Source organism: Rhodanobacter sp. C03 (assembly GCF_002001175.1).
Taxonomy (GTDB): domain Bacteria; phylum Pseudomonadota; class Gammaproteobacteria; order Xanthomonadales; family Rhodanobacteraceae; genus Rhodanobacter.
In genome coordinates, this window is the sequence record NZ_MUNT01000007.1 from 196,621 (window position 1) to 222,577 (window position 25,957).

Annotated in this window: 22 protein-coding genes; 13 read left to right on the forward strand and 9 right to left on the reverse strand. The window is 64.6% G+C overall.

The window, feature by feature from the left end; translation table 11 throughout:
- The first annotated feature begins 26 nt into the window (after window positions 1-26).
- The 4 genes from metB (at window position 27) to B0E48_RS13180 (ending at window position 3,548) form a co-directional block, all read left to right on the forward strand.
- Window positions 27-1,214 (forward strand): cystathionine gamma-synthase, encoded by a 1,188-nt coding sequence (gene metB, locus B0E48_RS13170; protein ID WP_077518605.1) that lies wholly within the window; start codon window positions 27-29, stop codon window positions 1,212-1,214.
- A gap of 95 nt (window positions 1,215-1,309) precedes the next feature.
- Window positions 1,310-2,335, forward strand: coding sequence for a homoserine dehydrogenase (locus tag B0E48_RS13175; protein ID WP_254423969.1), 1,026 nt, complete (start codon window positions 1,310-1,312; stop codon window positions 2,333-2,335).
- A 166-nt stretch (window positions 2,336-2,501) separates the two neighbouring features.
- Window positions 2,502-2,639, forward strand: a complete 138-nt coding sequence (locus B0E48_RS17805; protein ID WP_168170361.1) for a hypothetical protein — start codon at window positions 2,502-2,504, stop codon at window positions 2,637-2,639.
- Window positions 2,640-2,759: 120 nt separating this feature from the next.
- Window positions 2,760-3,548, forward strand: coding sequence for a hypothetical protein (locus B0E48_RS13180; protein ID WP_254423964.1), 789 nt, complete (start codon window positions 2,760-2,762; stop codon window positions 3,546-3,548).
- 158 nt (window positions 3,549-3,706) lie between these two features.
- Here the strand turns inward: B0E48_RS13180 and B0E48_RS13185 are convergent, their stop codons facing one another.
- The 3 genes from B0E48_RS13185 to B0E48_RS13195 form a co-directional block, all read right to left on the reverse strand.
- Window positions 3,707-4,405, reverse strand: a complete 699-nt coding sequence (locus tag B0E48_RS13185) for a CDGSH iron-sulfur domain-containing protein (RefSeq protein ID WP_077518607.1) — start codon at window positions 4,403-4,405, stop codon at window positions 3,707-3,709.
- A 160-nt stretch (window positions 4,406-4,565) separates the two neighbouring features.
- Window positions 4,566-6,230 (reverse strand): APC family permease, encoded by a 1,665-nt coding sequence (locus B0E48_RS13190; RefSeq protein ID WP_077518608.1) that lies wholly within the window; start codon window positions 6,228-6,230, stop codon window positions 4,566-4,568.
- Window positions 6,231-6,318: 88 nt separating this feature from the next.
- Complete coding sequence (locus tag B0E48_RS13195) at window positions 6,319-7,701, reverse strand: L-serine ammonia-lyase (protein WP_077518609.1); 1,383 nt, start codon at window positions 7,699-7,701, stop codon at window positions 6,319-6,321.
- Window positions 7,702-7,778: 77 nt separating this feature from the next.
- Here B0E48_RS13195 and B0E48_RS13200 point away from each other — a divergent pair, with 77 nt between their 5' ends.
- On the forward strand, window positions 7,779-8,009 hold the full coding sequence (locus tag B0E48_RS13200; protein WP_077518610.1) for a glutaredoxin family protein: 231 nt from the start codon (window positions 7,779-7,781) through the stop codon (window positions 8,007-8,009).
- A 107-nt stretch (window positions 8,010-8,116) separates the two neighbouring features.
- Here the strand turns inward: B0E48_RS13200 and B0E48_RS18160 are convergent, their stop codons facing one another.
- Window positions 8,117-9,469, reverse strand: coding sequence for a 3-oxoacid CoA-transferase (locus tag B0E48_RS18160; protein ID WP_077518611.1), 1,353 nt, complete (start codon window positions 9,467-9,469; stop codon window positions 8,117-8,119).
- Window positions 9,470-9,636: 167 nt separating this feature from the next.
- Here B0E48_RS18160 and B0E48_RS13210 point away from each other — a divergent pair, with 167 nt between their 5' ends.
- The 3 genes from B0E48_RS13210 (at window position 9,637) to B0E48_RS13220 (ending at window position 12,413) form a co-directional block, all read left to right on the forward strand.
- Window positions 9,637-10,008 (forward strand): BlaI/MecI/CopY family transcriptional regulator, encoded by a 372-nt coding sequence (locus B0E48_RS13210; RefSeq protein ID WP_077518612.1) that lies wholly within the window; start codon window positions 9,637-9,639, stop codon window positions 10,006-10,008.
- Window positions 9,995-11,311, forward strand: coding sequence for a M56 family metallopeptidase (locus B0E48_RS13215; RefSeq protein ID WP_077518613.1), 1,317 nt, complete (start codon window positions 9,995-9,997; stop codon window positions 11,309-11,311). The genes B0E48_RS13210 and B0E48_RS13215 overlap by 14 nt, the downstream gene beginning before the upstream one ends.
- A gap of 106 nt (window positions 11,312-11,417) precedes the next feature.
- Entirely contained in the window at window positions 11,418-12,413 is a 996-nt protein-coding gene (locus B0E48_RS13220; protein WP_077518614.1) for an isoaspartyl peptidase/L-asparaginase, read from the forward strand.
- Between the two features lie 110 nt (window positions 12,414-12,523).
- On the opposite strand, the gene B0E48_RS13225 is transcribed toward B0E48_RS13220, so the two are convergent.
- From B0E48_RS13225 to B0E48_RS13240, 4 genes are all read right to left on the reverse strand, one after another.
- Window positions 12,524-12,985, reverse strand: a complete 462-nt coding sequence (locus B0E48_RS13225; RefSeq protein WP_254423965.1) for a hypothetical protein — start codon at window positions 12,983-12,985, stop codon at window positions 12,524-12,526.
- On the reverse strand, window positions 12,982-14,154 hold the full coding sequence (locus B0E48_RS13230) for a sialidase family protein (protein WP_077518615.1): 1,173 nt from the start codon (window positions 14,152-14,154) through the stop codon (window positions 12,982-12,984). Before B0E48_RS13230 ends, B0E48_RS13225 begins: the two co-directional genes overlap by 4 nt.
- Before the next feature lie 23 nt (window positions 14,155-14,177).
- A complete protein-coding gene (locus B0E48_RS13235) occupies window positions 14,178-16,433 on the reverse strand; it encodes a TonB-dependent receptor (protein WP_139350291.1) in 2,256 nt (751 codons plus the stop codon).
- 236 nt (window positions 16,434-16,669) lie between these two features.
- Complete coding sequence (locus tag B0E48_RS13240; protein ID WP_077518689.1) at window positions 16,670-17,503, reverse strand: outer membrane protein assembly factor BamD; 834 nt, start codon at window positions 17,501-17,503, stop codon at window positions 16,670-16,672.
- Between the two features lie 92 nt (window positions 17,504-17,595).
- On the opposite strand from B0E48_RS13240, the gene rluD reads away from it, so the two are divergent.
- The 3 genes from rluD (at window position 17,596) to clpB (ending at window position 22,121) form a co-directional block, all read left to right on the forward strand.
- Window positions 17,596-18,570 (forward strand): 23S rRNA pseudouridine(1911/1915/1917) synthase RluD, encoded by a 975-nt coding sequence (gene rluD / locus B0E48_RS13245; RefSeq protein ID WP_077518616.1) that lies wholly within the window; start codon window positions 17,596-17,598, stop codon window positions 18,568-18,570.
- Window positions 18,571-18,651: 81 nt separating this feature from the next.
- Window positions 18,652-19,401, forward strand: a complete 750-nt coding sequence (gene pgeF, locus B0E48_RS13250; protein WP_077518617.1) for a peptidoglycan editing factor PgeF — start codon at window positions 18,652-18,654, stop codon at window positions 19,399-19,401.
- A 122-nt stretch (window positions 19,402-19,523) separates the two neighbouring features.
- Window positions 19,524-22,121, forward strand: coding sequence for an ATP-dependent chaperone ClpB (gene clpB / locus B0E48_RS13255; RefSeq protein WP_077518618.1), 2,598 nt, complete (start codon window positions 19,524-19,526; stop codon window positions 22,119-22,121).
- 60 nt (window positions 22,122-22,181) lie between these two features.
- Here clpB and B0E48_RS13260 read toward each other — a convergent pair whose 3' ends face one another.
- Window positions 22,182-24,665, reverse strand: coding sequence for a TonB-dependent receptor (locus B0E48_RS13260; RefSeq protein ID WP_077518619.1), 2,484 nt, complete (start codon window positions 24,663-24,665; stop codon window positions 22,182-22,184).
- 293 nt (window positions 24,666-24,958) lie between these two features.
- On the opposite strand from B0E48_RS13260, the gene B0E48_RS13265 reads away from it, so the two are divergent.
- A complete protein-coding gene (locus B0E48_RS13265) occupies window positions 24,959-25,294 on the forward strand; it encodes a zinc ribbon domain-containing protein (RefSeq protein ID WP_077518620.1) in 336 nt (111 codons plus the stop codon).
- Between the two features lie 101 nt (window positions 25,295-25,395).
- On the forward strand, window positions 25,396-25,935 hold the full coding sequence (locus tag B0E48_RS13270) for a DUF3011 domain-containing protein (protein WP_077518621.1): 540 nt from the start codon (window positions 25,396-25,398) through the stop codon (window positions 25,933-25,935).
- The last annotated feature ends 22 nt before the right edge of the window (window positions 25,936-25,957 follow it).

Genomic DNA, 25,957 nt, shown 5'->3' on the forward strand with positions numbered 1-25,957 from the left:
TGCACAAGAAATTCGGAGATCCACCCATGAGCGAGTCCGCCCCCTGTACCCGCGCCGTGCGTGCCGGCATCGAATCGGATACCCAGCACGGCGCGGTGGTGCCGCCGCTGCACCTGTCGACCAACTACGCGTTCGAAGGACTCGGCGGCAAGCGGCCGTACGACTATTCGCGCAGCGGCAATCCCACCCGTGACCTGCTCGGCAATGCGCTGGCGGAACTGGAGCAGGGCGCCGGCGCAGTGGTGACATCGAGCGGCATGTCGGCGGTGGCGCTGGCGCTGGAACTGGTGCCGGCGGGCGCCACGGTGCTGGCCGCGCACGATTGCTACGGTGGCACCTGGCGGCTGCTGGACGCGTGGGCGAAGAAGGGCCGCTTCAGCGTGGTGTTCGCCGATCTCACCGACAGCGTGGCGCTCGCCGCAGGCCTGGCGCAGAAGCCTGCGCTGGTATGGGTAGAGACGCCATCGAATCCGCTGCTGCGGATCACCGACATCCGTCACGTGGCGCAGGCCGCGCATGCGGTCGGTGCGCTCTTGGTGGTCGACAACACCTTCCTGTCGCCGGCATTGCAGCAGCCGCTGCTGCTCGGTGCGGACGTGGTGGTGCATTCCACCACCAAGTACATCAACGGCCACAGCGACGTGGTCGGCGGTGCCGCGGTGGCACGCGACGCGGCCGTGTTCGAGCAGCTGAAGTGGTGGGCCAACTGCAACGGCCTCACCGGCGCGCCGTTCGACAGCTATCTCACCTTGCGCGGCTTGCGCACTTTGTCGGTACGGCTGCGCCAGCATCAGGAAAACGCCGAACGCATCGCCGAACAACTGGACGCGCATCCGGCCGTGCGCAAGGTGTATTACCCCGGCCTGGTCAGTCATGCCGGTCACGCGCTGGCGTCGCGCCAGCAGCAGGGTTTCGGCGCCATGCTCAGCTTCGAGCTGGAAGGCGACGTGACGCAGATCGAGGCCTTTGTCGATGGCCTGCAGTACTTCTCGTTGGCCGAGTCGCTGGGCGGCGTGGAAAGCCTGATCGCGCATCCGGCCTCCATGACGCATGCATCGATGGCGCCCGAGGCGCGTCGCACTGCCGGAATCGCCGACAGCTTGCTGCGGCTGTCGGTGGGCATCGAAGATGGTGACGACCTGCTGCGTGATCTTGAAGCGGCACTCCTGCGTGCCGCCAACGTGGAAAAATCCAAACGCCGGGTGATCGCGTGAGCGCGGTGCTGGATGTCGAGGCCACTGTAGGAGCGACTTCAGTCGCGACAGCGCGGCGCACCGAGGTCGCGGCTGAAGCCGCTCCTACAACAACGATTGCCATCGTGCTGCTCGGTACCGGCGTGGTCGGTGGTGCGCTGCTGAAGCTGCTCAATACGCCGGCTGCGGCCAAGGTGCGATTGGTCGGCGCAGCCAACTCGCGCCGGCAACAGACCGATGCCACCAGCCTCGCCAGCCGCAGCCTGCGCGAGCAACTGAATAGCCAGGGCGCAGCGCGAGACAACGCAATCCTGCTTGCTGCACTGGATGCCAGCGGTGCCGCGAGCAAAGTGATCGTCGATGCCACGGCCAGCACCTCGCTGGCATCGCGTCATGCCGAATGGCTGGCGCTTGGTTACCACGTGGTCACCGCGAACAAGGCGCTGGCGGGTGGCGAACTGCCGAGCTGGCGTGCGTTGCAGGCGGCGCTGGCGAACGGCGGTCGCTATGGTGATTCGGCCACCGTCGGTGCCGGCCTGCCGGTGTTGTCCACGCTGCGTCGTTTACGTACCTGCGGCGACAGCCTGCTCACGCTGGAAGGCGTGTTCTCCGGTTCGCTATCGTGGCTGTTCAACCAGTACGACGGCAGTCGCCCGTTTTCCGCCTTGCTGCGCGAGGCGCGCAAGCTCGGTTACACCGAACCCGATCCGCGCTCGGATCTGTCCGGCGAGGACGTCGCGCGCAAGCTGCTGATCATCGCCCGCAACGCGGGCTTCTCGCTCGGCACCGACGAAGTCGATGTGCAGGGTCTGGTACCCCAGTCCCTGCGCGCGCTGGGCGCCGAGGCGTTTCTGGCTCGCCTGGAGGAACTGGACGAGCCGATCGCCGAGCTGCACGCCGAGGCGAAATCGCGTGGTTGCGTGCTGCGTTTCCTGGCCCGTCTCAACCAGCGCGGCCGCGCCCGCGTCGGCCTGGTCGAAGTACCACTGACCCATTCGGCGGCACGCCTGTACGGCACCGACAACCAGTTCGCGCTCACCACCACCCGCTACAACACCCAGCCGCTGGTGATCCAGGGGCCAGGCGCGGGACCGGAAGTGACGGCGCAGGCCTTGCTGGGGGATGTGCTGGCACTGGCGTGAAGCTGTTCGGATCGATCTGATCCGCGAACCGTGAAAGCGTGCGACCGACCGTTCCGTCGGCGCACGATCAAAGATTTCCCGTCACATCGCGACGACGTGGAGCGAGCCACCGTGCCTCCCACGCAGGTGATCCATTCACCCATCGTCACTGTACGGAGGAAATCCCATGTCCGAGATCAACAAGACGCCCGAGCTGGGCGACGCCGGCAAACAGCGCGGCGGCATCGGCTATGTACTGCTGTGGTTCCTGGGTGTGCCGATTCCGGTGCTGATCCTCATCGCGCTGCTGCGCGGTTGTGCCTGACCCGACGCTTGCGGGCATCGTCCATCGCATCCGCATCACGAGAGGAATCATGTCATGGCACCCATGAATGAAAGTGTTGAAACTGTTGTTGTCGCATCACCTGCAACAATCCATCCGAGCATGAGCTGGAGTGCCATCTTCGCCGGTTGGCTGGTTGCCACCGCCATTGCCGGCCTGCTGTATGTCGCCGGCCTGGCACTGGGCTTTGCGGCTTTCAATCCGCATGACATGGCTGGCGCGGCCAAGGGTATCGGCGTCGGCACCGCAATCTGGTTGATCGTGACGTGGGCTGCCGGCCTGTTCGTCGGCGGCCTGTTCGCCAGCTGGTTCGACGGCAAGGCCGACGAAACCATGGGCGCCATGCACGGCATCGCCGTATGGGGCCTTTCGATCACAGCCACCGCGTTGTGGTTGTCGCTTGGTTTGGGTCAGGCACTGCATCATCGTGCAGCGATGGATCGCGGCGGCAACATGACGATGGGCGCTGCGGCTGCCAGCGACAACGATGCGCTGCTGATCCTGCAGGCGAACGTGCGTGGGCTGATCGGGCACTCGCAGAATGACGCAAGGCCAAACATGCACGGCGGCGCTGATGATGCTGTGGTCGCATCGATTCTTGGCAACCGCACGGACACGGCGCGGGCATTGCTGATGGCCGACGGTGTTTCTTCGGAAGCGATCGATCAATCGCTGCCGCGTCTGGCTAACGAGGCCAATGCGGCAAACACGAAAATCAAGGCCGATGCCGATCGCGCCGCGCATTACACCTCGGTGGCACTCTGGGTCACTTTCCTGACGGGCCTGTTGGCGCTGCTGGCCGCGGCGATCGGTGGCTGGATGGGCGCCGGCAATGTTCACCGCGTCTATCATCTGCGCCGTTACGAGGGTCGTCCCTACCGTAACCCTTGATGACGAATGCCCGGAGCTGCTGGCACAGTGCGGTGGTTCTTTACTTGCGTCTCATCGGCTGATGAAAAACGCGCGGCTTTTCACCGCGCGTTTTTCATGTCCATACAGCCGGGATATTGCAGCGATGCCTGATCACCACGGTGCGGCGCGCAGATCGTTCACTCGCTGTCGCTGAATCCCATCGACGCATGCGTGCCGTCGCAGAACGGCTTGTTCTGCGATTCGCCGCAGCGGCATAGAGTTACTCGATTGCGCACTTCGTACTCGAAGCCGTCGGCGCCGACCAATTGCACGCCGCCGCGCAGCCAGATCGGCCCGGAGCAGTGCTGGGCGGGATCCTCGATCAGGGCGATCGATGGCTCGAACGCGGGTTCGATCGCTTTGCCGGTTTCGTTGTCCCAAGCCACCAGTCGTCCCGACGGACAGTCGCAGGTCTGGCTGACGAAATGCTTGCTGGCGGTGGGATTGTCCGTTTCGTTGACCAGATTCCATACCTTGCCGCGCGGATCGCAGAAGCGCGCGAACGCACACAGACCTTCGACGTCGGTCAGCGACATCGCCGGGCCGCGGATGACCTGGGCTTGTTCGAGATACGGTTTGCGGCTCGCGGTCTCGCTGCCGTCAAAGCCCACCTTGGCATGCGTGCCATCGCAGTACGGCTTGTTCGCGCTGTGGCCGCAGCGACACAGTGCGTATTGTTCCTGCGCGGGATAGTGCTGCCCCTTCTGCCACTTTACCGATTCCTCGGCTTCGTTGGTGCCGATGGTCTCCTTGTGCAGCGGGAGGCTGCCGGAAACGAGATAGGGGCCGTTCTTGGAGATTTTTACTTTCGCACCGACCGGTTTCTGCGGATTCATCTGACGTCCCTCGATTGATCAACGTGAAGGTCGAGATCCAGGAATTCACTGTACAACTAATGCCGCCGTTGGGATGCGTGCGTGAAGCCGGGCGAGGCATTTGAAATAAAAAACGCGCGGCGATCAGCCACGCGTTTTAGTTTGACTGAATGGTCGCAGCCTAGTGCCCGGTGATGCGCTCCGCCGTCGTCTCATCCGGTGGCACCAGCGGCGAGGCCGGATCACTTTGCGCCTCCAGCTGCGCCGCTTCCACCGAAGGCGTACGCCAGCCGGACTTCACGCCCCACAGATAGAACACCAGTCCGATCACCGCGACCACGCCCAGATCGACGCCATAGGACAGATAACCCCGGCCGCCGAAGGTGGTGCTGCCAGCCCACGAGACGAAGGCAAGCGTCGGCAGATAGAACACCAGCCACCATGCGCCTTTCATCTGGCGGGCGAAGTCGTGCCAGCCGCTCTTCGCCTGGTAGTACAGGTACACCGGCAGCGCGACCACCATCAGCAGGATGATCTCGCCGGTCAGTGGCCACTTCGCCCAGTACAGCAGCTCGGTCGACATGATGAAGGCGATGCCGGCGAGCACTGGCAGGCCACGCAGGCGCAGCGGACGGTGCAGTTCCGGCGCGGTACGGCGCAGCGTCATCACGCTGACCGGGCCGGTGAGATAGGAAATGATCGTGGCCACCGAGATCACCGCCGCCAGCGTGCCCCAGCCGCGGAAGAAGAGCAGGAACAGGAACGACACCACCAGGTTCAGCCACATCGCCGGGCGTGGCACGCCCGACTTCGGATCCACCAGGCCCAGGATCTTCGGAAGCGTGCCGTTGCGCTCCATGCCGTAGATCATCCGCGCGGTGGTGGCGGTGTAGGTCATGCCGGTGCCGCTGGGGCTGATGAACGCATCGAGGAACAGCAGGTTCGCCAGCCAGAACAGGCCGAGAATCTTCGCCAGATCCGCGAACGGCGAACTGAAATCGAGGCCGTGCCAGCCGGCCTTGGCCAGCAGGTCCGGTGGTACCGCGCCGATATAGGCGACCTGCAGGATCAGGTAGACGACGGTGGCGATCGTGATCGAACCGATAATCGCGAACGGAATGCTCCGGCCTGGATTGCGCGCTTCGCCGGCGAGGTTTACCGGACTCTGGAAACCGTTGAAGCTGAACACGATGCCGGCGGTAGCCACGGCGGTGAGGATCGCCGCGAAGTCAGTGACGTGCGAGCCGCCGTGGATGCCGACCGAGAAATTTTCGGGATGAAAGCCGCTGGCGATCAGCAGCAGTCCGGTCGCCGCCGGCACCACCAATTTGAATACGGTGATCGCGGTATTGGAGTGCGCGAACAGCTTCACGCTCCAGAAATTCATCAGGAAATAGATGATCACCAGCACGGCGGCGATGCCCAGACCGACGTGGCTGAGCTCACCTTGTCCGCCCGGTACATGCATGTACAGGTCCTTCGCCCATTGCCATTTCCAGCCGGACATGTACTGCACCGAGGCTTCGGCCTCGACCGAGATTACCGACACGATCGCAATCCAGTTCGCCCACGCGCCGATGAAGCCGACCAGCGAACCGTGCGAGTAGTGGCTGTAACGCACCATGCCACCGGATTCGGGAAACATCGCACCCAGCTCGGCATAGGTCAGCGCGATCGTCATGATGATCGCGGCGCCCAGCACCCAGGCCCATACCGCACCGGGGCCGGCCAGGCCGGCGGCTTTCCATGCGCCGAACAGCCAGCCGGAGCCGATGATCGAGCCCAGGCCGGTGAGCATCAGGGCGAATGGGCCGACGTCGCGGCGAAGAGGGCTGGATGAGGACATGCGAACTCCTGCGCGGGCACCGGCAGCGCCCAAAGAAACCGATGGTTGCAGACTGCGCCGGGTGTGTCACCCGGCAAAAGTCAGGCTCTTAGCACTCGATGACGTTGACCGCGAGGCCACCGCGCGACGTTTCCTTGTACTTGTCCTTCATGTCGCGGCCGGTGTCGCGCATGGTCTTGATCACCTTGTCCAGCGAGACGCGGTGCTTGCCGTCGCTCTTCAGCGCCATGCGGCTGGCGTTGATCGCCTTGACCGAGCCCATCGCGTTGCGCTCGATGCAGGGGATCTGCACCAGGCCGCCGATCGGGTCGCAGGTGAGGCCGAGGTTGTGTTCCATGCCGATTTCGGCGGCGTTCTCGACCTGCAGCACGTTGCCGCCGAGTGCTGCGGTGAGACCGCCGGCGGCCATCGAACAGGCCACGCCGACTTCGCCCTGGCAGCCGACTTCGGCGCCGGATATCGAGGCGTTTTCCTTGTAAAGGATGCCGATCGCGGCGGCGGTCAGCAGGTAGTCGATGATGCCGTCGTCGTCCGCCTTCGGGCAGAAGCGCAGGTAGTAGTGGCCGACCGCGGGCACGATGCCGGCTGCGCCGTTGGTCGGTGCGGTGACCACGCGGCCGCCGGCGGCGTTTTCCTCGTTAACCGCCAACGCGTAGAGGTTCACCCAGTCGAGGATGGTCAGCGGATCGCGCAGTGCGGCTTCCGGCTGGTTGCGCAGTTCTTCCAGCATGGCAGGTGCCCGACGATGCACCTTCAGGCCGCCGGGCAGCACGCCGGGCGAGCGCAGGCCACGGTTGACGCAATCCTGCATCGCCTTCCAGATCGTCAGCAGGCCGGCGCGGGTTTCCGCCTCGCTGCGCCACACGGTCTCGTTCGCCATCATCAGCTGGGCGATGGTCAGGCCGTGCTGCTTGCACAGCGCCAGCATCTCGTCGCCACTGGAAAACGGGTAGGGCTGCTCGGTGGTGTCGGCGACGATGCGATCCTCCGCCGCTTCGTCGGTGTTCACCACGAAGCCGCCACCGACCGAGTAGTAGTCGCGCGTGGCCAGTTCATTACCGTCGGCATCGTAGGCACTGAAGCGCATGCCGTTGGTGTGGAACGGCAGCTTCTGGCGCTTGTTGAAGACCAGGTCGCGCTTCTCCTCGAACTCGATCTCGTGTTTGCCGAGCACGTGCAGGCGCTGTGTCTTGCGGATGCGCTGCAGGGTTTCCGGGATCTGGTCGGGATCGACGGTGTCCGGGTGCTGGCCTTCCAGGCCCAGCAGCACGGCTTTGTCGGTGCCGTGGCCGCGGCCGGTCATCGCCAGCGAGCCGTATAGTTCGGCGCGCACGCGGGTTACCCGGTCGAGCACACCTTTTTCTTCCAGCCAGCGTTCGGCAAAACGGGCCGCCGCGCGCATCGGTCCCACCGTATGCGAGGAGGACGGCCCAATGCCGATCTTGAACAGGTCGAATATGCTGACGGCCATGGGTTTGCTGCCGGGGAAGGAAGTGAACCGGTTATTCTACGCGGCGTCCCCGCCTTTGGCAGTCCATTCGCAAGCGCATGTCCGACCTGACCTTGTATCAGCGCGATTATTGCCACTTGTGCGACTTGGCGCTGGCCGTGCTCGCCGAAGCGCGTGCGCCGGAATTTGAGAGCGTGTGGGTGGATGACACGCTGGAGCTGGAGCGGCGCTACGGCACGCGGGTGCCGGTGTTACGCGATGCGCGCGATGGCCGCGAGCTGGACTGGCCGTTCGATGCAGCGGCGGTACGCGCGTTTCTCGCGCAGTAGCGGATCCTGTAGGAGCGGCTTCAGCCGCGATGCTCTTATGTTTCAGCTTCGACAAGCCCAAAAGCATCGCGACTGAAGTCGCTCCTACAGGTGTGTCGATCAGCCGATCAGTTGGCCAGCGCTACCGCAAACGCACAGCCGGTCTTCGCCTTCACCTCGTCCAGTGTGACGCCGTCGTTGAGTTCGATCAGGGTCAGTCCGTTGCCCTTGGCCACCTCGAACACGCACAGGTCGGTGATGATCAGGTCGACCACCTGCTTGCCGGTCAGTGGCAAGTCGCAGGCGTCCTTGATCTTCGGCGAGCCGTCCTTAGCGTTGTGTTCCATCAGCACCACCACACGCTTCACGCCGCTGACCAGATCCATCGCGCCGCCCGGGCCCTTGACCATCTTGCCCGGCACCATCCAGTTCGCCAGATCGCCGTGCGCGGACACTTCCAGGCCGCCGAGGATCGACAGGTCGATATGGCCGCCGCGGATCATCGCGAACGAGTCGGCGCTGGAGAAGAAGCTCGAACCGGGCAGGGTGGTGATGGTCTGCTTGCCGGCGTTGATCAGGTCGGGGTCAATGTTGTCTTCACTCGGGAACGGGCCGATGCCGAGCAGGCCGTTCTCCGACTGCAAGGTGACGCTGACGCCGTCGGGAATGTAGTTCGCCACCATGGTGGGAATGCCGATGCCGAGGTTCACGTAGAAACCGTCGCGCAGCTCCTTGGCCGCGCGTTTGGCCATCGCCACGCGGATCGGGCTTTCCTTGCCACCAACTACGCCAGCGACGGTGCGGAACTCGATGCGCTTCTCGTACTTCGCGCCCTGCACGATGCGGTCGACATAGATGCCCGGCACATGCACGCCATCGGGATCGATCGAGCCGACCGGCACGATCTCCTCCACTTCGGCCACGCAGATCTTGCCGCAGGTGGCGATCATCGGATTGAAGTTGCGCGCGGTCTCGTGGAACACCAGGTTGCCGTGGGCGTCGCCCTTCCACGCTTTGACGATCGACAGGTCGGCGTGGATCGCTTCCTCCAGCACGTATTCCTTGTCGCCGAAGACCTTGGTTTCCTTGCCTTCGGCGAGTTTGGTACCGAAGCCGGTACGCGTGTAGAAGCCGGGGATGCCGGCGCCGCCGGCGCGCAGCTTCTCGGCCAGCGTGCCCTGCGGGGTGAGGTGCAGCTCCAGTTCGCCGGCCAGCACCTGACGCTCGAACTCCTTGTTCTCACCCACGTAGGACGCGTACACGCGCTTCACCTGATGGGTCTTCAGCAACGGACCCATGCCGAAATCATCCACGCCGGCATTGTTGCCGACGATGGTCAGCCCCTTGGTGCCGGCTTCCAGTAGCGCGCCGATCAGGTTCTCGGGAATGCCGCACAGGCCGAAACCGCCAGCGGCGATCGTCATGCCGTCGACCAGCAGGCCATCCAGGGCCTTTGCTGCGCTTGGGTAAACCTTGTCCATTGCGATGCCTTCCGGTGGGGAGAGTCAGCTGCCAAGGATACGACGGTTTGGCGGCGACCGGCCTTGGACCAAGGTCGCAGACGTGGCCGCAGAGGAGAAAAGACGGGCTTGACGCAATCATTTACGCGTGTAAACATCGATTCACTTACACGTGTAAACGGTGACCCATGGCAATCAGCGAAGCCGAAGCGGTGGTGATGGACGTGTTGTGGCGCGAGGCACCGCGCAGTGCCGAGGAGATCCTCGCCGAAGTCGGCCCCGCGCAGGACTGGCAGGAGGGCACGGTGAAATCCCTGCTCAATCGCCTGCTGCGGAAAAAAGCCGTGCATGCCGAGCGCGACGGCCGCCGCTACCTGTACACGCCGCTGCTCACCCGCGAGCAATACGTCCAGCAGGAGAGCAAGGGCCTGCTCGATCGCCTGTTCGGCGGCCGCGTGGCGCCGCTGGTCGCGCACTTCTCCGAGCAACGCAAGCTGTCGAAGAAGGACATCGCCGAACTGAGAAAACTGCTACAGGAGCTCGACGATGAACAGCATTGAGTTGGCCGGCATTGACTGGCTCGGGCGCGGTTGGCTGTTGATCCTCGCCTTCACCGCGGCGGTGCTCATCGTTGCGGCACTACGCAAATCGTGCCGGCGCCTGTTCGGTGCCGAGCGCGCGTTCCAGCTCTGGCTGCTGCCGCCATTGGCGATGCTGGTCAGCCAGTTGCCGCATGCCGCTGCTGACGGCGTCATCACGTTGCCGCAGGTGGTGGTTACGCTCACCTCCGTGGGTGGCGCGCTGTCTTCCCATGTCGACGGTTCGGCCGGTATCGGCTGGCGCAGTGGCGCCCTGATGGTCTGGCTGCTCGGCATCGTAGTGGTCCTCGCACTGGCTGCGCTGGCGCAGCGGCGGTACCGCATTCGCCTGCGGGGCGCCACGCCGCTGGGCGAACTGTCGTCGCGCTGGCCCGTATTGCGCGCCATCAGTACGGACGTCGGGCCGGCGTTGGTCGGCGCGTGGCGTTCCCGCATCGTGCTGCCGGCGGATTTCGAACAGCGTTACGACGTCACCGAACGCGCGCTGATCCTCGCCCACGAAACCGCGCATGCGCAGCGCCGCGACGGCTGCTGGTGCCTGCTCGCGCAAGTGACGGCCGCGCTGTGCTGGTTCCACCCGCTGGCGTGGTGGGCGTTTGGCGCGCTGCGCCACGATCAGGAGCTGGCCTGCGACGCCGCCGTGCTGCGCGAGCACAGCGAGCAGCGACGCAGCTATGCGAATGCGATGTTGAAAACCCAGTCGGCCGTGTTCGCGCTACCGGTGGGGTGCACGTGGTCCCCTCGTCATCCACTCACGGAGCGTATTGCCATGTTGAAGCAGCGTCAGCCCGGACAGTTTCGCCGCGGATGCGGTCTGGCCTTTGTCCTGATCACAGCGTTGGTGGGCGCAGGTAGTGTGTATGCCGCAACGCAGTCGACGGCGGCATCATCCGGCGTTGCGAAGATCAGTGCCGTCGAGCGCTACACGTTGAAAGTGGTGCTCAGTATTGGCGATCAACCGCCGAGGCTGCACGCGACCATGTGCCAGAAACCGGGCCAGTACTACGAGGTGACGGAGGGCAATATCGGCAAGCTACCGCCGTGGCATGGGCGCTTCACCGTCGTGCCAGCCGAACACGGACAACTGGAAGTTCAGGCAGAGTTGAACGGAGGCTCGTTGTCGAAGCCGGGCTACCCGAAAATTCGTATGCTGCCGGGACAAATGGGGACGATCCAGGTGGGCAACAAAGTCGCCGACAAGGACGGCAACGTGGCCGAGGACGACACCATCAAGATTGACTTGACTCCCAGCATCGGTTGCTGAGCATCGCGAGGCGGCTCGCTATACTTGACCCGGTTGCCCTCAGGGAGAGAGTCACGTGAAGCCGCCCCGCCTGTTGCTTGCCCTCGCTACCTTCGGAATTGCCGCCATGAGCCATGCCGCCGTCTCACCCGTGCTGGTGATCCACGGCGGTGCCGGCGTGATCAAGCGCGAGATGACGCCGGCGAAAGAGAAGGCCGTGCGTGCGGCGATGACGCTGGCGCTGCAGAACGGCTACGCCCAGCTCAAGGCGGGCAAGCCGGCGCTGGATGCGGTGGCTGCGGCGATCGTCGTGCTGGAGGACGATCCGAACTTCAACGCGGGCAAGGGTGCGGTGTTCACCCACGACGGCAAGAGCGAGCTGGACGCGGCGATCATGGACGGCAACACGCTGCGAGCCGGTTCCGTGGCGGACGTGCAGCGGGTGAAGAATCCGATCCTGCTGGCGCGGGCGGTGATGGAGCATTCGCCGCATGTGATGCTGGCAGGCGCCGGTGCCGAGGAATTCGCCAAGGAGCAGAGCATCCCCCTGGTCGATCCCGCGTACTTCCGCACCGAGGAGCGTTGGCAGCAGCTGCAGAAGGCGCTGAAAGAGGATGCGGCGAAACAGCCGCATTCGGACGTCGAGACGGCCAAACACTTCGGCACGGTCGGTGCAGTGGCGCTGGATGCCGAGGGCCATCTCGCCGCTGGTACATCGACCGGCGGGATGACTGACAAGCGCTGGGGCCGCATCGGCGATTCACCGATCATCGGCGCCGGTACCTATGCCAACAGCGGTTGCGCGGTGTCCGGCACTGGCTGGGGCGAGTACTACATCCGTACCGTCGCCGCGCACGAGATCTGCATGATGGTGACCCAGATGCGCGTGCCGCTGAAGCGTGCCGCCGCGCAGGTGATCAATCAGGAAATCCCGTCGATGGGCGGCAATGGCGGCGCGATCGCGCTGGATGCGGACGGCCATATCGCGATCCCGTTCAATACCGACGGCATGTACCGCGGCTGGATCGGCGCTGATGGCGTGCCGCACGTCGCGATCTATGGCGACGAGGATGACGGTACCGCCGAGCCGCCGGCACCGGCCGATAGCGTCGCGCAGCCCTGAGACGGGGCTGATGGCGAGGCAATTGTAGGAGCGGCTTCAGCCGCGATGCTCTTGCTTCAGATCATCCAGAAGCTGCCGCGGCTGAAGCCGCTCCTACAGAAAGACGATCCCTACAGCAGCTTCTGCAGCTGTGCCGGCGTCAATGCGCCGCTGATGCCAAGCCGGCTGCCGTCCGCACGGATCACCAGCACGCGCGGCATCTCGCCGCCCCAGTTCGGATCGAGCAGAAAGTTGATGCGTTCGGGTGAGGCTTCGGCGTAAGCGTGTGCGGAATATCCGGTCAGCTTCATCTGGTGCAGGCGTGCTTCGATCGCCTCGTGCTGCTCGATGCTGTCGGTAGTGACCAGCTGCAGCTCGATATCGCGTGGATGTGCACGCTGCAGCGAGGCCAGGGCGTCGAGGTTTGGTTCGCAATAGGCGCAGTCGAGCGACCACAGCGCGATGATCCGTTCGCCGTGCGTTGGTGGCTGCAACAGGGTGGGTACCTCGGTCGCCGTCAACGGCTGCAGCGAGCCGGCGAAGGCAGCCGCCGGCAGCAGGCAGATGAGCGCAAGCAGCAGGCGTTTCATCATGGCGCATCCAGCGGAATCAGGCGGAAACCATCCGCGGTGTTCCATGCCGCGAACGCGCGACCCTGCTTCTGCAGCAGCTGTGGCGAACCGACCGCGTCCGCACTTCGGGCGATCTCGCGCGCCGCATCGAAATGCGCGCCGTTGTCGAGCGAGCGCCGCAGCATCAGGGCATAACCATTGGCACCGACCTGATTCCAGGTGATCCACACCGTCTTGCCATGCACAGCCACGTCGGCGTGGCTGGCGCCGGTGCTGGCGACCACCAGTGCGTGCTGTGGCGGATGGCCGGGATCGAGCTGGCCGTACCAGATCGTCGGCTTGTCCTTGGACTCGTACCACACCGCGTGGCGCGTGCCGTCGGCACCGATGGCGAGACCGGGTCCGTGTTCCGGGCAGGCGGCGATCTGCCACTGGTTGAAGGTGGCGCGTTCGGCGTGGCCGGGTTGGCCGTCCGTAGGCAGCACGGCGTAGGCGTGATCGCGGATGTTGTCGCCGAAGATGCTGCGGAAGAACACGGCGACGTCACCCTGCGGCGTGCGCGCGATGGCGAGGCGGCAGCATTCGCAGCTCTGGTCGATCAGCTTGCGTTCGGGCACGAAGGTTTGGCCTTCGTCATCCGACCAGCTGTAGTAGATGGCGGCGCCGAGGTAGCGCTCACCCTTTGCATGCGCGGCCTCGAGGTCGCGCTTGTCGATCCAGGCGATCACCACGCGGCCATGACCATCCACCCCCAGCGTATCGAAGCGATGGGTGATCTCGGCGCGGTCGTGATGCACGGTGAGTGGGGCGGAAAAGTGTGCGCCGCCGTCCAGCGAACGGGCGAAGCGCACGAAGCCGGTATACGGTTTCGCGCGCGGCTGCGACCAGCTCACATACAACTCGTCGTGCGGGCCGAACGCGATCTTCGGCCGGTTCTCGGCGCTGTCGTAGATCGGCTCGGCCTCGGCGTTCACCTCGACCGGTGCACTGAGCGTCTTGCCCAGATCATCCGAATGGCGCAGTCGCACGTGGCCGTTCGCAGCGTCGACCAGCCACAGCCGACCGTGCGTATCGAATGCCGCGCTGGCACCGAGCGCCGGACCTTTGGTCATATGCATCATCGCCATGTCGTCATGCGCGATGGCGGTCAGTGGCAACAGGCAGAGCAGGACAAGAATCAGCGAACGCATGGAAAGTCTCGATGGTGCGCGGGTCACAGATCCCAGCGCAGCTGGCCGAACACGGTGCGGCCGGCGTAGGGATGGTAGACCCAGTAGCGGGCGTTGGTGAGGTTGTCGACGCCGAGCGAGGCGGTCCAGCCGGGCGAGAATTTCCAGCGCAGTTTCGCGTCGGCCACGGTGAAGCTGCTCACCGCGCCGTAGGTGTCGACGAAGTCGTTGTTGTTCAACGTGCCGTACTGGCGGCCGGAATGGCGGATGCCGAGCGAGACATCCCACTGCGGCGTGAAGCGGTAGTCGGCAAACAGGCTGGCGCGGACCTTCGGAATGCGCGGGAAATACTTGCCGTCGGCCAGCGGGTACTGGTGATCCTGCAGGGTCTTCGCGTCGCTGAAGGCGAGGCTGGCCGAGAGATCAAGTCCGGGTGTCCACACATCGGTCAGACCCAGCTCGCCTTCGATGCCGTGTACGCGCATCAGGTCGATGTTCTGCACGCTGGTGACGGTGGGCGTGACGGTGATGTCGGTCTGCGAATACAGCGCATCGGCGATCCGATCCTGGAACAGCGAGACGCGCCAGTGGCCATTGGCCACGCGACGATTCAGCGTGAGGTCGGTGGAGTCATCGATCTCGGGCTTGAGGTTCGGGTTGTTGTTGATGATCGCGTTGGCCGAGATCGTGCCCTGGAACAACTCGGCCACGGTCGGGTAACGCACGGCCCTGCCATGCGCCAGTCGCAGCTGCCAGTCCTCGGCAAAATCCCAGCTCATCGATGCCTTCGGCGAAAAATCCGTGCGCTGCCGATCCGCGTAGTGCAGCGTGCTGCTGGCGTTGCCGAGCAGGCCGCCATAGGCGCGCCATTGCTCCAGCCGGCCGCCGACCGTCAGCGCCCACGCGGGCGCGAAGCTCCACACGTCCTGCAGGTAGGCCGCCCGGGTCTGGGTGCGGCCGGCGAATGCGCTGACTTGGGCGCCATCGGCCTCGCCGAGCCAGTCGCTGGCGTTGCGCACGTTCGACTCCAGCACATAGCGGTCGCCATGCACGCCGGCGTACAGTGTGTTTTGATCGCCGAGTGGGCCGGAACTGCGCAGGTCGAAGGTGCTCCAGCCCGAGCCGCTCATGTCTGCGATCGTGCCGGGGCCGCCGATGGGAGTGCCAGGCTCCGCCAGGCTCGCAGTGGCAGCCTGCGAGCGCAGGAAATCGTAGTGACTGGCCACGGCGGTCCAGCGCCAGCCGTTGTCGAAGCGGCCATTCAACTCGGCGCCATACAGCATGTGCGAGTCGATGCTGGCGGTGGGTGCCAGACCACTCGCGGGCAGGGTCCAGGTCTGGCCGGCGGCGCTGATCGTGCCGCCGCTGACCGACTGGCCGGTGGCATTGCGGATCAGGCTGCGGGTGCGATCTTCGGCGTCGTCATGCCACCAGCCGAGCGTGAACAACGCCGCGACGTGGTCGCTGATATCCACGCCTAGCTTCAACTTGGCCTGGGTCTGCACGGTGTGTTCGATGCTGTTGGCGCCGTACACCAGTCGCGGCGTGCCATTCGGATTGCGATCAAATGTGGCACCGGTCACCGGTACCGCGGTTGCCACGTTGCCGCCAGCGGTCGCGGTGGCGTACTGCAAGGGCTGGCCGTCGTTGTCGAGCCGGTTCAGCTCGAGTAGCCAGCTCCAGCGGCCCTGCTTGTTGCCCAGTGTGGCGGCAACCTGGTGGCCGTTGTAGTGACCGCCGGCGCCATAGGCGTCGTGGTAGTCCTGGTTGAAGATCTGCGTGCTGACGCTGGCGACAAGCCGCTGCGGCAATACGGTGTGGATCAGTACCGTGGTACCCAGCGAGTTGCCCGGGTACAGCGCGGAGTACGGTCCGTACAGGATGTCGACGGCGCCGATTTCCTCTGGCGCCACCATGCCCCAGCGCGGTGCGCCGTTGTAGCCATTGGTCATCAGGTTGGACAGCAGGAGGCCGTCGGCATAGACCAGGCTGCGCGCGCTCTGCAGGGTACCGGCGTTTCGCCCGCTGATCACCGCATTCGGATCGCCGATGTAGCGTGCGCGCACCATCATGTTCGGTGCGTACTTCAGTGCGTCGGCGCTGCTGGTGACGTTCTGTTTTTGCAGCTGCCTGCGGGTGACGCGCACCTGCACGCTCGGCGTTTCCGTCACCATGCTGTCGCTGGCATGTACCGACACCGGTGCCAGGGTGGTGGTCGAAGGTGCGGGATCGGCGGCCAGCAACCGGCTGCTGGACAAGACAAGCGCGATGGCGCAAAGGCCGAGCGGGATGACTTTCAAGGGGTACTCTGGATGCCGGTCTAGGGTTGCAAGGATAGTGGGCTGCCGGATGCGCAACACAGATGGCGCGTTGTCGCAGCAGTCGATGGACGGATCGTTCGGCGTGATGGGATGCACGCATGCGGCAAAAGGTGCCGCAGGTGCCGCTACCGGGAGTGCGCGACAAGTGCGGGAACGTCGCACATAAAAAAAGCCGGCGATTGCTCGCCGGCTCGAATGATCCTGCTGGTCGAAACTCAGTGATGCCCGGAGAACGGCACCAGCTTGCGCAGCGTGGACGGCGCATGCGGCCACTTGGCATCGGCCAGATAGGGGTGATTCGGGTAATTCAGTGCCAGCACCTGGCGGGTCTGGTCGGCCAGTTCCTTGTGGCCCAGCGCCAGGTAGCTGCGCGTGAGGATGGCCAGCGCGTCACCGGTCTGCGGCGCCTGCTGGTAATGCTCGACCACGTACTGCGCGCGATCGGCGGCAGCCACATAGGCCTTGTTGCGCAGGTAGAACTCGGACACGTTGATTTCGTACTGGGCCAGCGTGTTGCGCAGGAAGATCATGCGCTGGCGCGCGTCGGCGGTATACGCGCTGTCCGGGAAGCGGCGTGACAGCTCGGAAAAGTCGTCGAACGACTGCAGGTTGTAGCCTTGATCGCGGCGGGACTGGGCGCTGCCGTTCCCGGTGAAACGCTCGACGAAGCCGGTGGTTCGATCGAAATTGATCAGACCGCGCAGGTAATAGGCATAATCGACATGTTTGTTGGTCGGATACGTCTTGATGAAGGCGTTGATGGTCGACAGCGCATCATCCGGCTGGTTGTCCTTGTACTGGGAATAGGCCAGGTCGAGCTGGGCCTGTTCGTTGTACATGCCCGACGGGAAGCGTGCGATCAGGCGCTTGTAGGCCGTGCTGGCGGCCGTGAAGTCGGCGTTTTCCATCGAGGTGTGCGCCTTGTTATAGAGCGCGTCCACCGGCATCGTGTCGACGTTGTCACGCTTGTGGCCGAACATCGAGCAGGCGCTCATCGACACGGCGAGCGCGAGCACGGCGAGTACCTTCAGGGCAGGCAATTTTGGCATCGGCAACTTGATTACACGCATGAGGACAGGATTCAGATGTTTGATCGAAAAGGCATGATAGCCGAAACCGGCCACCGCCCGCGGATGCCGGCATGACCACCATTCAGCACGAGGGGACGGTACCGCTGGGCGCAGCGGGACGCAGGTTCGACCAGGCTTTGGCCGAGATGTTCCCGGATTATTCGCGCTCGCGGCTGAGCGGCTGGATCAAGTCCGGCGCGGTGACCCTGGATGGCGCCGTAGCGCCACCGCGACAGCTGCTGCGTGGCGGCGAGCAGGTGCGGCTGCAGGTCGAACTGGAAAATGAGGTCACCAGCGCGCCGGAAGATATCGCGCTGGACATCGTGCATGAGGATGAGCATCTGCTGGTGCTGAACAAGCCGGCCGGCCTGGTGGTGCATCCGGGTGCCGGCAATCCGGCGGGTACCCTGCTCAACGCGTTGCTGCATCACGATCCGCGGCTGGCTGAATTGCCACGCGCCGGCATCGTGCACCGGCTGGACAAGGACACCTCCGGCCTGATGGTGGTGGCGAAGACGCTGCCGACGTATACCGCGCTGGTCGACCTGCTGTCGCGCCACGAGGTGGAACGCCAGTACGAGGCGGTGGTGCTGGGCACGATGGTGGCCGGCGGCACGGTCGATGAGCCGATCGGCCGCAGCATGGGCGACCGCCTGCGTCAGGCGGTCCGCGACGAGGAAGACGGCAAGCGTGCGGTGACCCATTACCGGCTGCGCGAACGCTTTCGTGCGCACAGTCTGCTGCAATGTCAGCTGGAAACCGGCCGCACCCATCAGATCCGCGTGCATCTGGCGCACATCCATCATCCGCTGGTCGGTGATCCGTTGTACGGCGGCGGCCTGAAGCTGCCCAAGGGGGCCAGCGCGGAGCTGATCGCCATGTTGCGCGGTTTTCGGCGGCAGGCGCTGCATGCCGAGAAACTGTCGTTCATCCATCCCATCAGTGGGGAGGCCTTGTCGTTCAGTGCCGAGCGGCCGGCTGACCAGTTGGCCTTGATCGAGGCACTGCGCGCGGATCTGCTCGAACATGGTTCGGACGACTATTGAGGGCACGGGAGCCGGGTACGGAACCAAGCCGGAGTGTGTGCGATGCTTGGTGTTCCCCGCGTTCCCCGTTCCCCGGAAACCATGACCGATACCTGGATCTTCCCCGACTGGCCGGCGCCGTCGCGTGTCCATGCTGCCATCACCACCTGCCATGGGCCGGGCATCTCGGCGCCGCCGTTCGGACGTTTCAATCTGGGCCTGCGCAGCGGCGACATGGCCGATGCGGTGGCGGCCAATCGCAGCGCGCTGCAGCAGGCGCTGGGGCTGCCGGCAGCACCGCGCTGGCTGCGCCAGGTGCACGGCATCAGCGTGGCTGAACTGGGGCCGTTGCCCAGCATGGACGAGCCGCAGGCGGATGCGGCGATATCGCATATTCCCGGCACCGTGTTGGCGATCCTTACCGCCGATTGCCTGCCCGTATTGTTCTGTGCCGACGATGGCAGCGAGATTGGTGCCGCGCATGCCGGCTGGCGCGGTCTCGCCGCTGGCGTGCTGGAAGCGACGCTGACTCAGCTGCATGCGCCGCGTGACCGGTTGCTGGCGTGGCTGGGGCCATGCATTGGTACGGCCTCGTATGAGGTGGGTGAGGACGTGCGTGCCGCGTTCGTCGACCACGATGCGCCGGCTGCTTCCTGTTTCGTGTCGACGCGACCGGGTCACTGGCTGTGCGATCTGGCGGCGCTGGCGCGGCGGCGGCTGGCCGCGGCGGGCGTGACGCGAGTCCACGGCGGCGGCTTCGATACGTTCAGCGATGCACGCTTCTATTCCTATCGTCGCGACGGTGCGCGCAGCGGTCGCTTCGCCAGCCTGATCTGGCTAGCCGAGAGCTGATCGGCTGGCGTTGACGCGCTGTCGTCATGCCTTTTGCTTGAATCGTCCGCCACTGTCCGCATCTTTGCGGACAGTGGCGGCGGATCCGCCAAATCCTTTCACCTCTTGCAGGGGATCTCGATATGCGGAAGGACAAACTCACCTCGCGTTTCCAGCAAGCGCTGGCGGACGCGCAATCGCTGGCCGTGGGCCGCGACAACAACATGTTGGAACCGGTGCACGTGATGGCGGCGTTGCTTGGCCAGCAGGGCGGTTCGACCGGGCCGTTGCTGACCCAGGCGCAGGTCAACGTGCCGGCGCTGCAACAGCGCGTCAACGACATGCTGGAACGCTTGCCGAAGGTCAGTGGGCAGGAAGGCAATATCCATGCAGGCAACGAGCTGACCCGGTTGCTCAACCTCACCGACAAGCTGGCACAGCAGCGTGGCGACCAGTTCATCGCCAGCGAACTGTTCGTGCTGGCGGCGCTGGATGACAAGGGTGAGCTGGGCGCTGCGCTGAAGGCGGCGGGTGCGACCAAACCGAATCTGGAAGCGGCGATCGAGAAGCTGCGCGGCGGCGAGAAGGTGCAGAGCGAGAACGCCGAGGAGCAGCGCCAGGCGCTGGAGAAATACTGCATCGACCTGACCGCGCGCGCCGAGTCCGGCAAGCTCGATCCGGTGATCGGCCGCGACGAGGAAATTCGCCGCACCATCCAGGTGCTGCAGCGGCGTACCAAGAACAATCCGGTGCTGATCGGCGAGCCCGGCGTGGGCAAGACCGCGATCGTCGAAGGGCTGGCCCAGCGCATCATCAAGGACGAAGTGCCGGAAGGACTGCGCGGTCGTCGCGTGCTGGCGCTGGACATGGGCGCGTTGATCGCCGGGGCGAAATTCCGTGGTGAGTTCGAGGAGCGCCTGAAGGCCGTGCTCAGCGACCTGTCCAAGCAGGAAGGCCGGGTGATCCTGTTCATCGACGAACTGCACACCATGGTCGGCGCAGGCAAGGCCGATGGCGCGATGGATGCGGGCAACATGCTCAAGCCCGCGCTGGCACGTGGCGAATTGCATTGCATCGGCGCCACCACGCTGGACGAATACCGCAAGTACATCGAGAAGGATGCCGCGCTGGAACGCCGCTTCCAGAAAGTGTTCGTGGGCGAGCCCTCGGTGGAGGACACCATCGCGATCCTGCGCGGGCTGAAGGAGCGCTACGCGGTGCACCACGGCGTCGAGATCACCGACCCGGCGATCGTCGCCGCGGCCACGCTGTCGCATCGCTACATCGCCGACCGCCAGCTGCCGGACAAGGCGATCGATCTGATGGACGAGGCGGCCTCGCGCATCCGCATGGAAATCGACTCCAAGCCGGAGGAACTGGACCGTCTCGAACGCCGGCTGATCCAGTTGAAAATCCAGCGCGAGATGCTGAAGAAGGAGAAAGACAGCGAATCGAAACAGCGCCTCGCCGATCTGGAAACCGACATCGAGAAGCTGGGACGCGAGTTCTCCGACCTCAACGAGATCTGGAAATCCGAGAAGGCCGCGCTGCAGGGCGTGACCAAGGTGAAAGAGCAGATCGAGCAGGCAAGGCAGGAGCTGGATGCGGCGCAGCGCGGACAGGACTACGCGAAGATGAGCGAGATCCAGTACGGGCGCCTGCCGGAACTGGAGAAGCAGCTCGCTGCCGCACAGGCTGCCGAAACGCAGGATTTCAAGCTGCTGCAGGACAAGGTCACCGCCGAGGAAATCGCCGAAGTGGTGGCGCGTTGGACCGGCATTCCGGTCGCCAAGATGCTCGAAGGCGAGCGCGAAAAGCTGCTGCACATGGAAGACGACCTGCACAGGCGCGTGGTCGGCCAGGACGAGGCGGTGCGCGCGGTGTCCGATGCGATCCGCCGTTCGCGCGCGGGCCTGTCCGATCCGAACCGGCCGAACGGTTCGTTCCTGTTCCTGGGCCCCACCGGCGTGGGCAAGACCGAGTTGTGCAAGGCGCTGGCCGAATTCATGTTCGACACCACCGACGCGATGGTGCGCATCGACATGAGCGAGTTCATGGAGAAGCACTCGGTGAGCCGGCTGGTCGGCGCGCCGCCGGGTTATGTTGGTTACGAGGAAGGCGGCTATCTCACCGAAGCGGTGCGGCGCCGCCCCTATAGCGTGATCCTCCTGGACGAGGTGGAGAAAGCACACCCGGATGTGTTCAACATCCTGCTGCAGGTGCTGGACGACGGCCGCCTCACCGATGGCCAGGGCCGCACGGTGGACTTCCGCAATACCGTGATCGTGATGACCTCGAACCTCGGCTCGCAGATGATCCAGGACGCCTCCGAGAACGGCGAAGGTGGCGATGTCGAGGAGCAGTACACGCAGATGAAGGCGTCGGTGATGGGCGTGGTGCAGGCACACTTCCGCCCCGAGTTCATCAACCGGCTCGACGAGATCGTGGTGTTCCGTCCGCTCGACAAGACGCAGATTCGCGCGATCGCACGCATCCAGCTGGTGAATCTGGAAAAGCGTCTGGCCGAGCGGCAGTTGAAGCTGGAGGTCAGCGACGCCGCGCTGGCGTTGCTCGGCAACACCGGTTTCGATCCGGTCTACGGTGCGCGACCCTTGAAGCGGGCGATCCAGCAACAGCTGGAGAATCCGCTGGCGCGGGAAATCCTGGAAGGGCGTTACCCGGCCGGGGCGCGGATACAGGTCGATGCCGAAGGCGGCCACCTGCAATTCAGGGCGGCCTGATCTCAAAGAAAAATCCCGGCGAACGCCGGGATTTTTCTTGATCGCAAATGAAAGCAGCGCTTACCAGCTGTAACGCACCGTGCCGTAGACGTAGGCACCGTTGTAGCCGAACGGCGAGAAGGTCGAGTAGGGCAGCGTGCCGTGGTTGCTGTTGTTGGCGATGTTCACATCCGGATAGGTGTCCGTCGCATCGTCGGCGCCAATCGTGAAGGTCCAATTGTTCAGGCGGTAACTGGCGGCCAGGTCCAGCACCCATTTCGGCGTGAAGGTCTGATCCACCACGCCAGTCGCCACGTTGTAAGCGGCCAGGCTGCTGACGTAGCTGGTGTAGCGGCCGTAGCGGGTCAGTGTCCCGGTGAAGCTCCACGATCCGACGGCGTACTGTTCGCTCAGGATGAGCTTGCTTTGTGGCGCGCTGTTGGCCAGGTAACCCTTGATGTCCTGCCGGCTCAGGCGTGTATAGGCAACGCCCAGGTTGGTCAGTACTGCCGGGTTCGGCTTCACCTGGGTCACCACGTTCTGGTTGTAGTTGGCGCTCAGGGTCGAGGTCAGCGTGCCGGCGTCGCCCAGGCTGGCCACGTAGGTGCCGACGAAATCGACGCCGCGCGTGCGTGTGTCGGCCGCATTGGTGAAATAGGAGATGCTGCTGTAGTTGAGGTTGCTGATGCCGTTCGCGGCCAGGTAGTTCACCACCACCGGTGCCGTGGTGGAGATGGCGCCGGATAGTGCGATGCGGTTCTGGATGTCGATCTGGTAGAGGTCCAGGCTCAGGTTCACTGCATCGGTGGGGTTCCAAACCGCGCCGAAGGTGAAGTTCTCGGACTTCTCCGGTTTGAGCGCTTCTGCCCCGAGCAGCTGGGCGATCGGACTGTTCACTGAGACCAGGCCGGAGTTGTAGATGCCCGTCGGCAGGCCGGCGGAATTGCCGGTGGCGTAGAACAGCGAGGACGTCTGCGAGAAGTACTGCTGGCCCAGCGTCGGTGCGCGGAAGCCGGTCGAGGCGCTGGCGCGCAGCGCGAAGCGGTCGGTGAAGTCGAAGCGTCCAGCCAGCGAGCCGGAGGTGGTGTTGCCGAAGTCGTTGTAGTGCTCGTGCCGCACCGCCGCGGAGATGCCGAGCTTGTCGGTCAGGTTGGTTTCCAGGTCCAGGTATTCGGCAACGTCCTGCCGCGAGGCATCCACCGCGTTCACCGGCTGCCAGCCGGCGAAACCCTGCGCGCCGCCGGAGACGCCGGACGTGCCGACGTACCAGGACGGCAACGCACCGGCATCGATGCCGTAGGTCTGGCGCAGATACTCGGCGCCGAACGCCACGGTCACCGGATTGGGCAGCCAGCTGGTGGACACGTCCTTGGCGATGTCCAGATCCAGTGCCTGCTGCGCGGCGCGCAGGATGCCATCATGGAAGATGGTCGGCGTGCTGCCGAAATCATGCAGGTAGGCGTAGTTGAGGCTGTGCTGGGTCTCGTAAGAGACGCGGTTGCCGCCATAGTTGCCGCTCAGGTCCCAGCGCCAGCCATCGAGCGTGCCGCGGAAGCCGGCGACCAGCGACTGGTCGGTGGAGTTGGCGTTCTCCAGCGGCAGGAAGCCGTCCGGGTACACCTGACCGATCAGCGCGTTGTTCGGCGTCGGCGCATTGGTGCCATAGCGGAAGAACGCCGGCGACGTGCTGTTGCGGTGACCGTAATGGCCGAAGGCGTAGAACTGCACGTCCGGCGTGATGTCGTACTGCGAGTTGATCATCAGGTTCTGGTCGTGCACCGCCGGATCGCCCTGGTGGTAGTTCACGCCGAGCGCTTCCCAGGCCGGCGAGCGGTTGTCCGGGCGGGCTCGGTTGGTGTAGTCCTCGTTGCCATCCTGCAGGGTGAAGCGGATCCAGCCCTTGTCGCCGGCAAGCGGAATGCCGAAGTTGGCCGAGCCCTGCCACTGGCGCCCATCGCCGGCGGAATACTGGCCTCCGGTGACCTGCACGTCGCCACCGGCGGCGCCCTTCTTCAGGATGATGTTGATCACGCCGGCGATGGCGTCGGAGCCATACTGGGCGGAAGCGCCGTCTCGCAGCACCTCGATGTGGTCGATGGCATCGACGGGGATGGTGTTGAGATCCACCGCCTGCGAACCGCGGCCGAGCACACCATTGGTCAGCACCATCGCACCGGAATGCCAGCGCTTGCCGTCCACCAGCACCAGTACTTCGTCCGGCGACAGGCCGCGCAACTGCGCCGGGCGCTGGGTGTCCGCCGTATCGGCTGCTGCCGGCCGCGGAAAGTTCAGTGAAGGGATGATCCGGGCAAGCGCCGTCGGCAGGTCGTTGGTGCCGGTCTGCTGCAGCACCTTGGCCGAGACCACGTCGATCGGTGTCAGCGAGCTGCTCTCCGTGCGGTCGCTGGCGCGCGTGCCGGTGACGATCACCGTACCCAGGTTCTTGGCCTTGGCAGGCGGCGGGGTGGGTGCCGTGGCATCCTGCGCCGCGGCGGTGCCGGCCAGTGCAATCAGCACAGCGGCTGACAGCCGCGCAGGGACGGTCGGGTTGAAGCGCTTGCTCATGGAATCTCTCCGGGCTCATGGGGTTGCTGCATCGCAACAACTGCAGACTAGTGTCACTACGCGATCTCGTCAATAGACGTATAGACGTCTATCAGTCCATATGTAAAAGATCATGCATCCTTTCGTGAGTGTGGTCATCGATGGTGATGGCCGGCCTGATGATTCCCTCTGATTGCAGGCTACTCCCGCGGACGGGTGGAGGCCACGCGACGGGTGGTACGTTGAAATAAGGCGCAAGGTGCCGATAATGGCCTGCTACCCATCGCGGGTTCGTGCACCAGTCCGGAGTTTTCATGCCCATCTACGAGTTCGAGTGCAACCACTGCGGTCACCGCTTCGATCGCCTGCAGAAGTTGTCCGACACCGATCCATCGATATGCCCGGCCTGCGATGCGCCGCAATTGCGGCGACGGGTCAGTGCACCGTCGTTCCGTCTGGCTGGCAGTGGCTGGTACGAGACCGATTTCAAGAAAGAGGGTGACAAGAAACGCAACCTGGTTGACTCGAGCGAGGGCGGCAAACCCGCCAGCAGTGAAGGCGCAGCAGCTACCGTGCCCGCTGCGGCCGCAGCGACGCCCGCCGCTGCACCGGCACCGGCAGCGTCAGGTAACAAGACCGGCGGCGAGTGAGCGATTGCCGTTGCAGGCAAAGCTGGTGGTGACAACGGATATTCAAGTACGGTGGGTGTGGTCCGCGACAGGCGTGGCGGCATTCTTCTAGGGAGATACCTATGCAGCAGTCATACGGGGTTCTTGGCGGCATCGCGGTGAGCTTGCTTGCCGCGTTGTGTCTGGTTGTCGCGCCGACCGTGCAGGCGCAGGATGGCAGGACGATTCGCTGCGAAAGCAGCAACGGCAAGTTCAATCGCTGCGCGATGCCATGGCGCGATGCCCAGCTGGCTCGGCAGGAATCGAAGGGCGCCTGCGTCCGCGACCAGAGTTGGGGGGTGGATCGGCAGGGCCTGTGGGTGGATCGCGGTTGCCGCGGCTTGTTTGCGGAGGCTGACCGGGGGCGCCCCGGTTATGGCGGTCCCGGCGGTGGTTGGCAACCGGGTCCTGACTGGAACCGTCAGATTCGCCTGCAGTGCGACAGCAACCAGAAGCGCTATCAGATGTGCCAGGTCGACCTCGGTCGCCAAGGCCGCGCCCGGCTGGTGAAGCAGATGTCCGACACCCGTTGCACCGAGGGCTACAGCTGGGGCTGGAATCGCGCCGGCGTCTGGGTGAACCACGGTTGCCGCGGCCAGTTCGTAATCGACCGTCGCTGGTAACCGATTTTCGACAGCAGTTGTG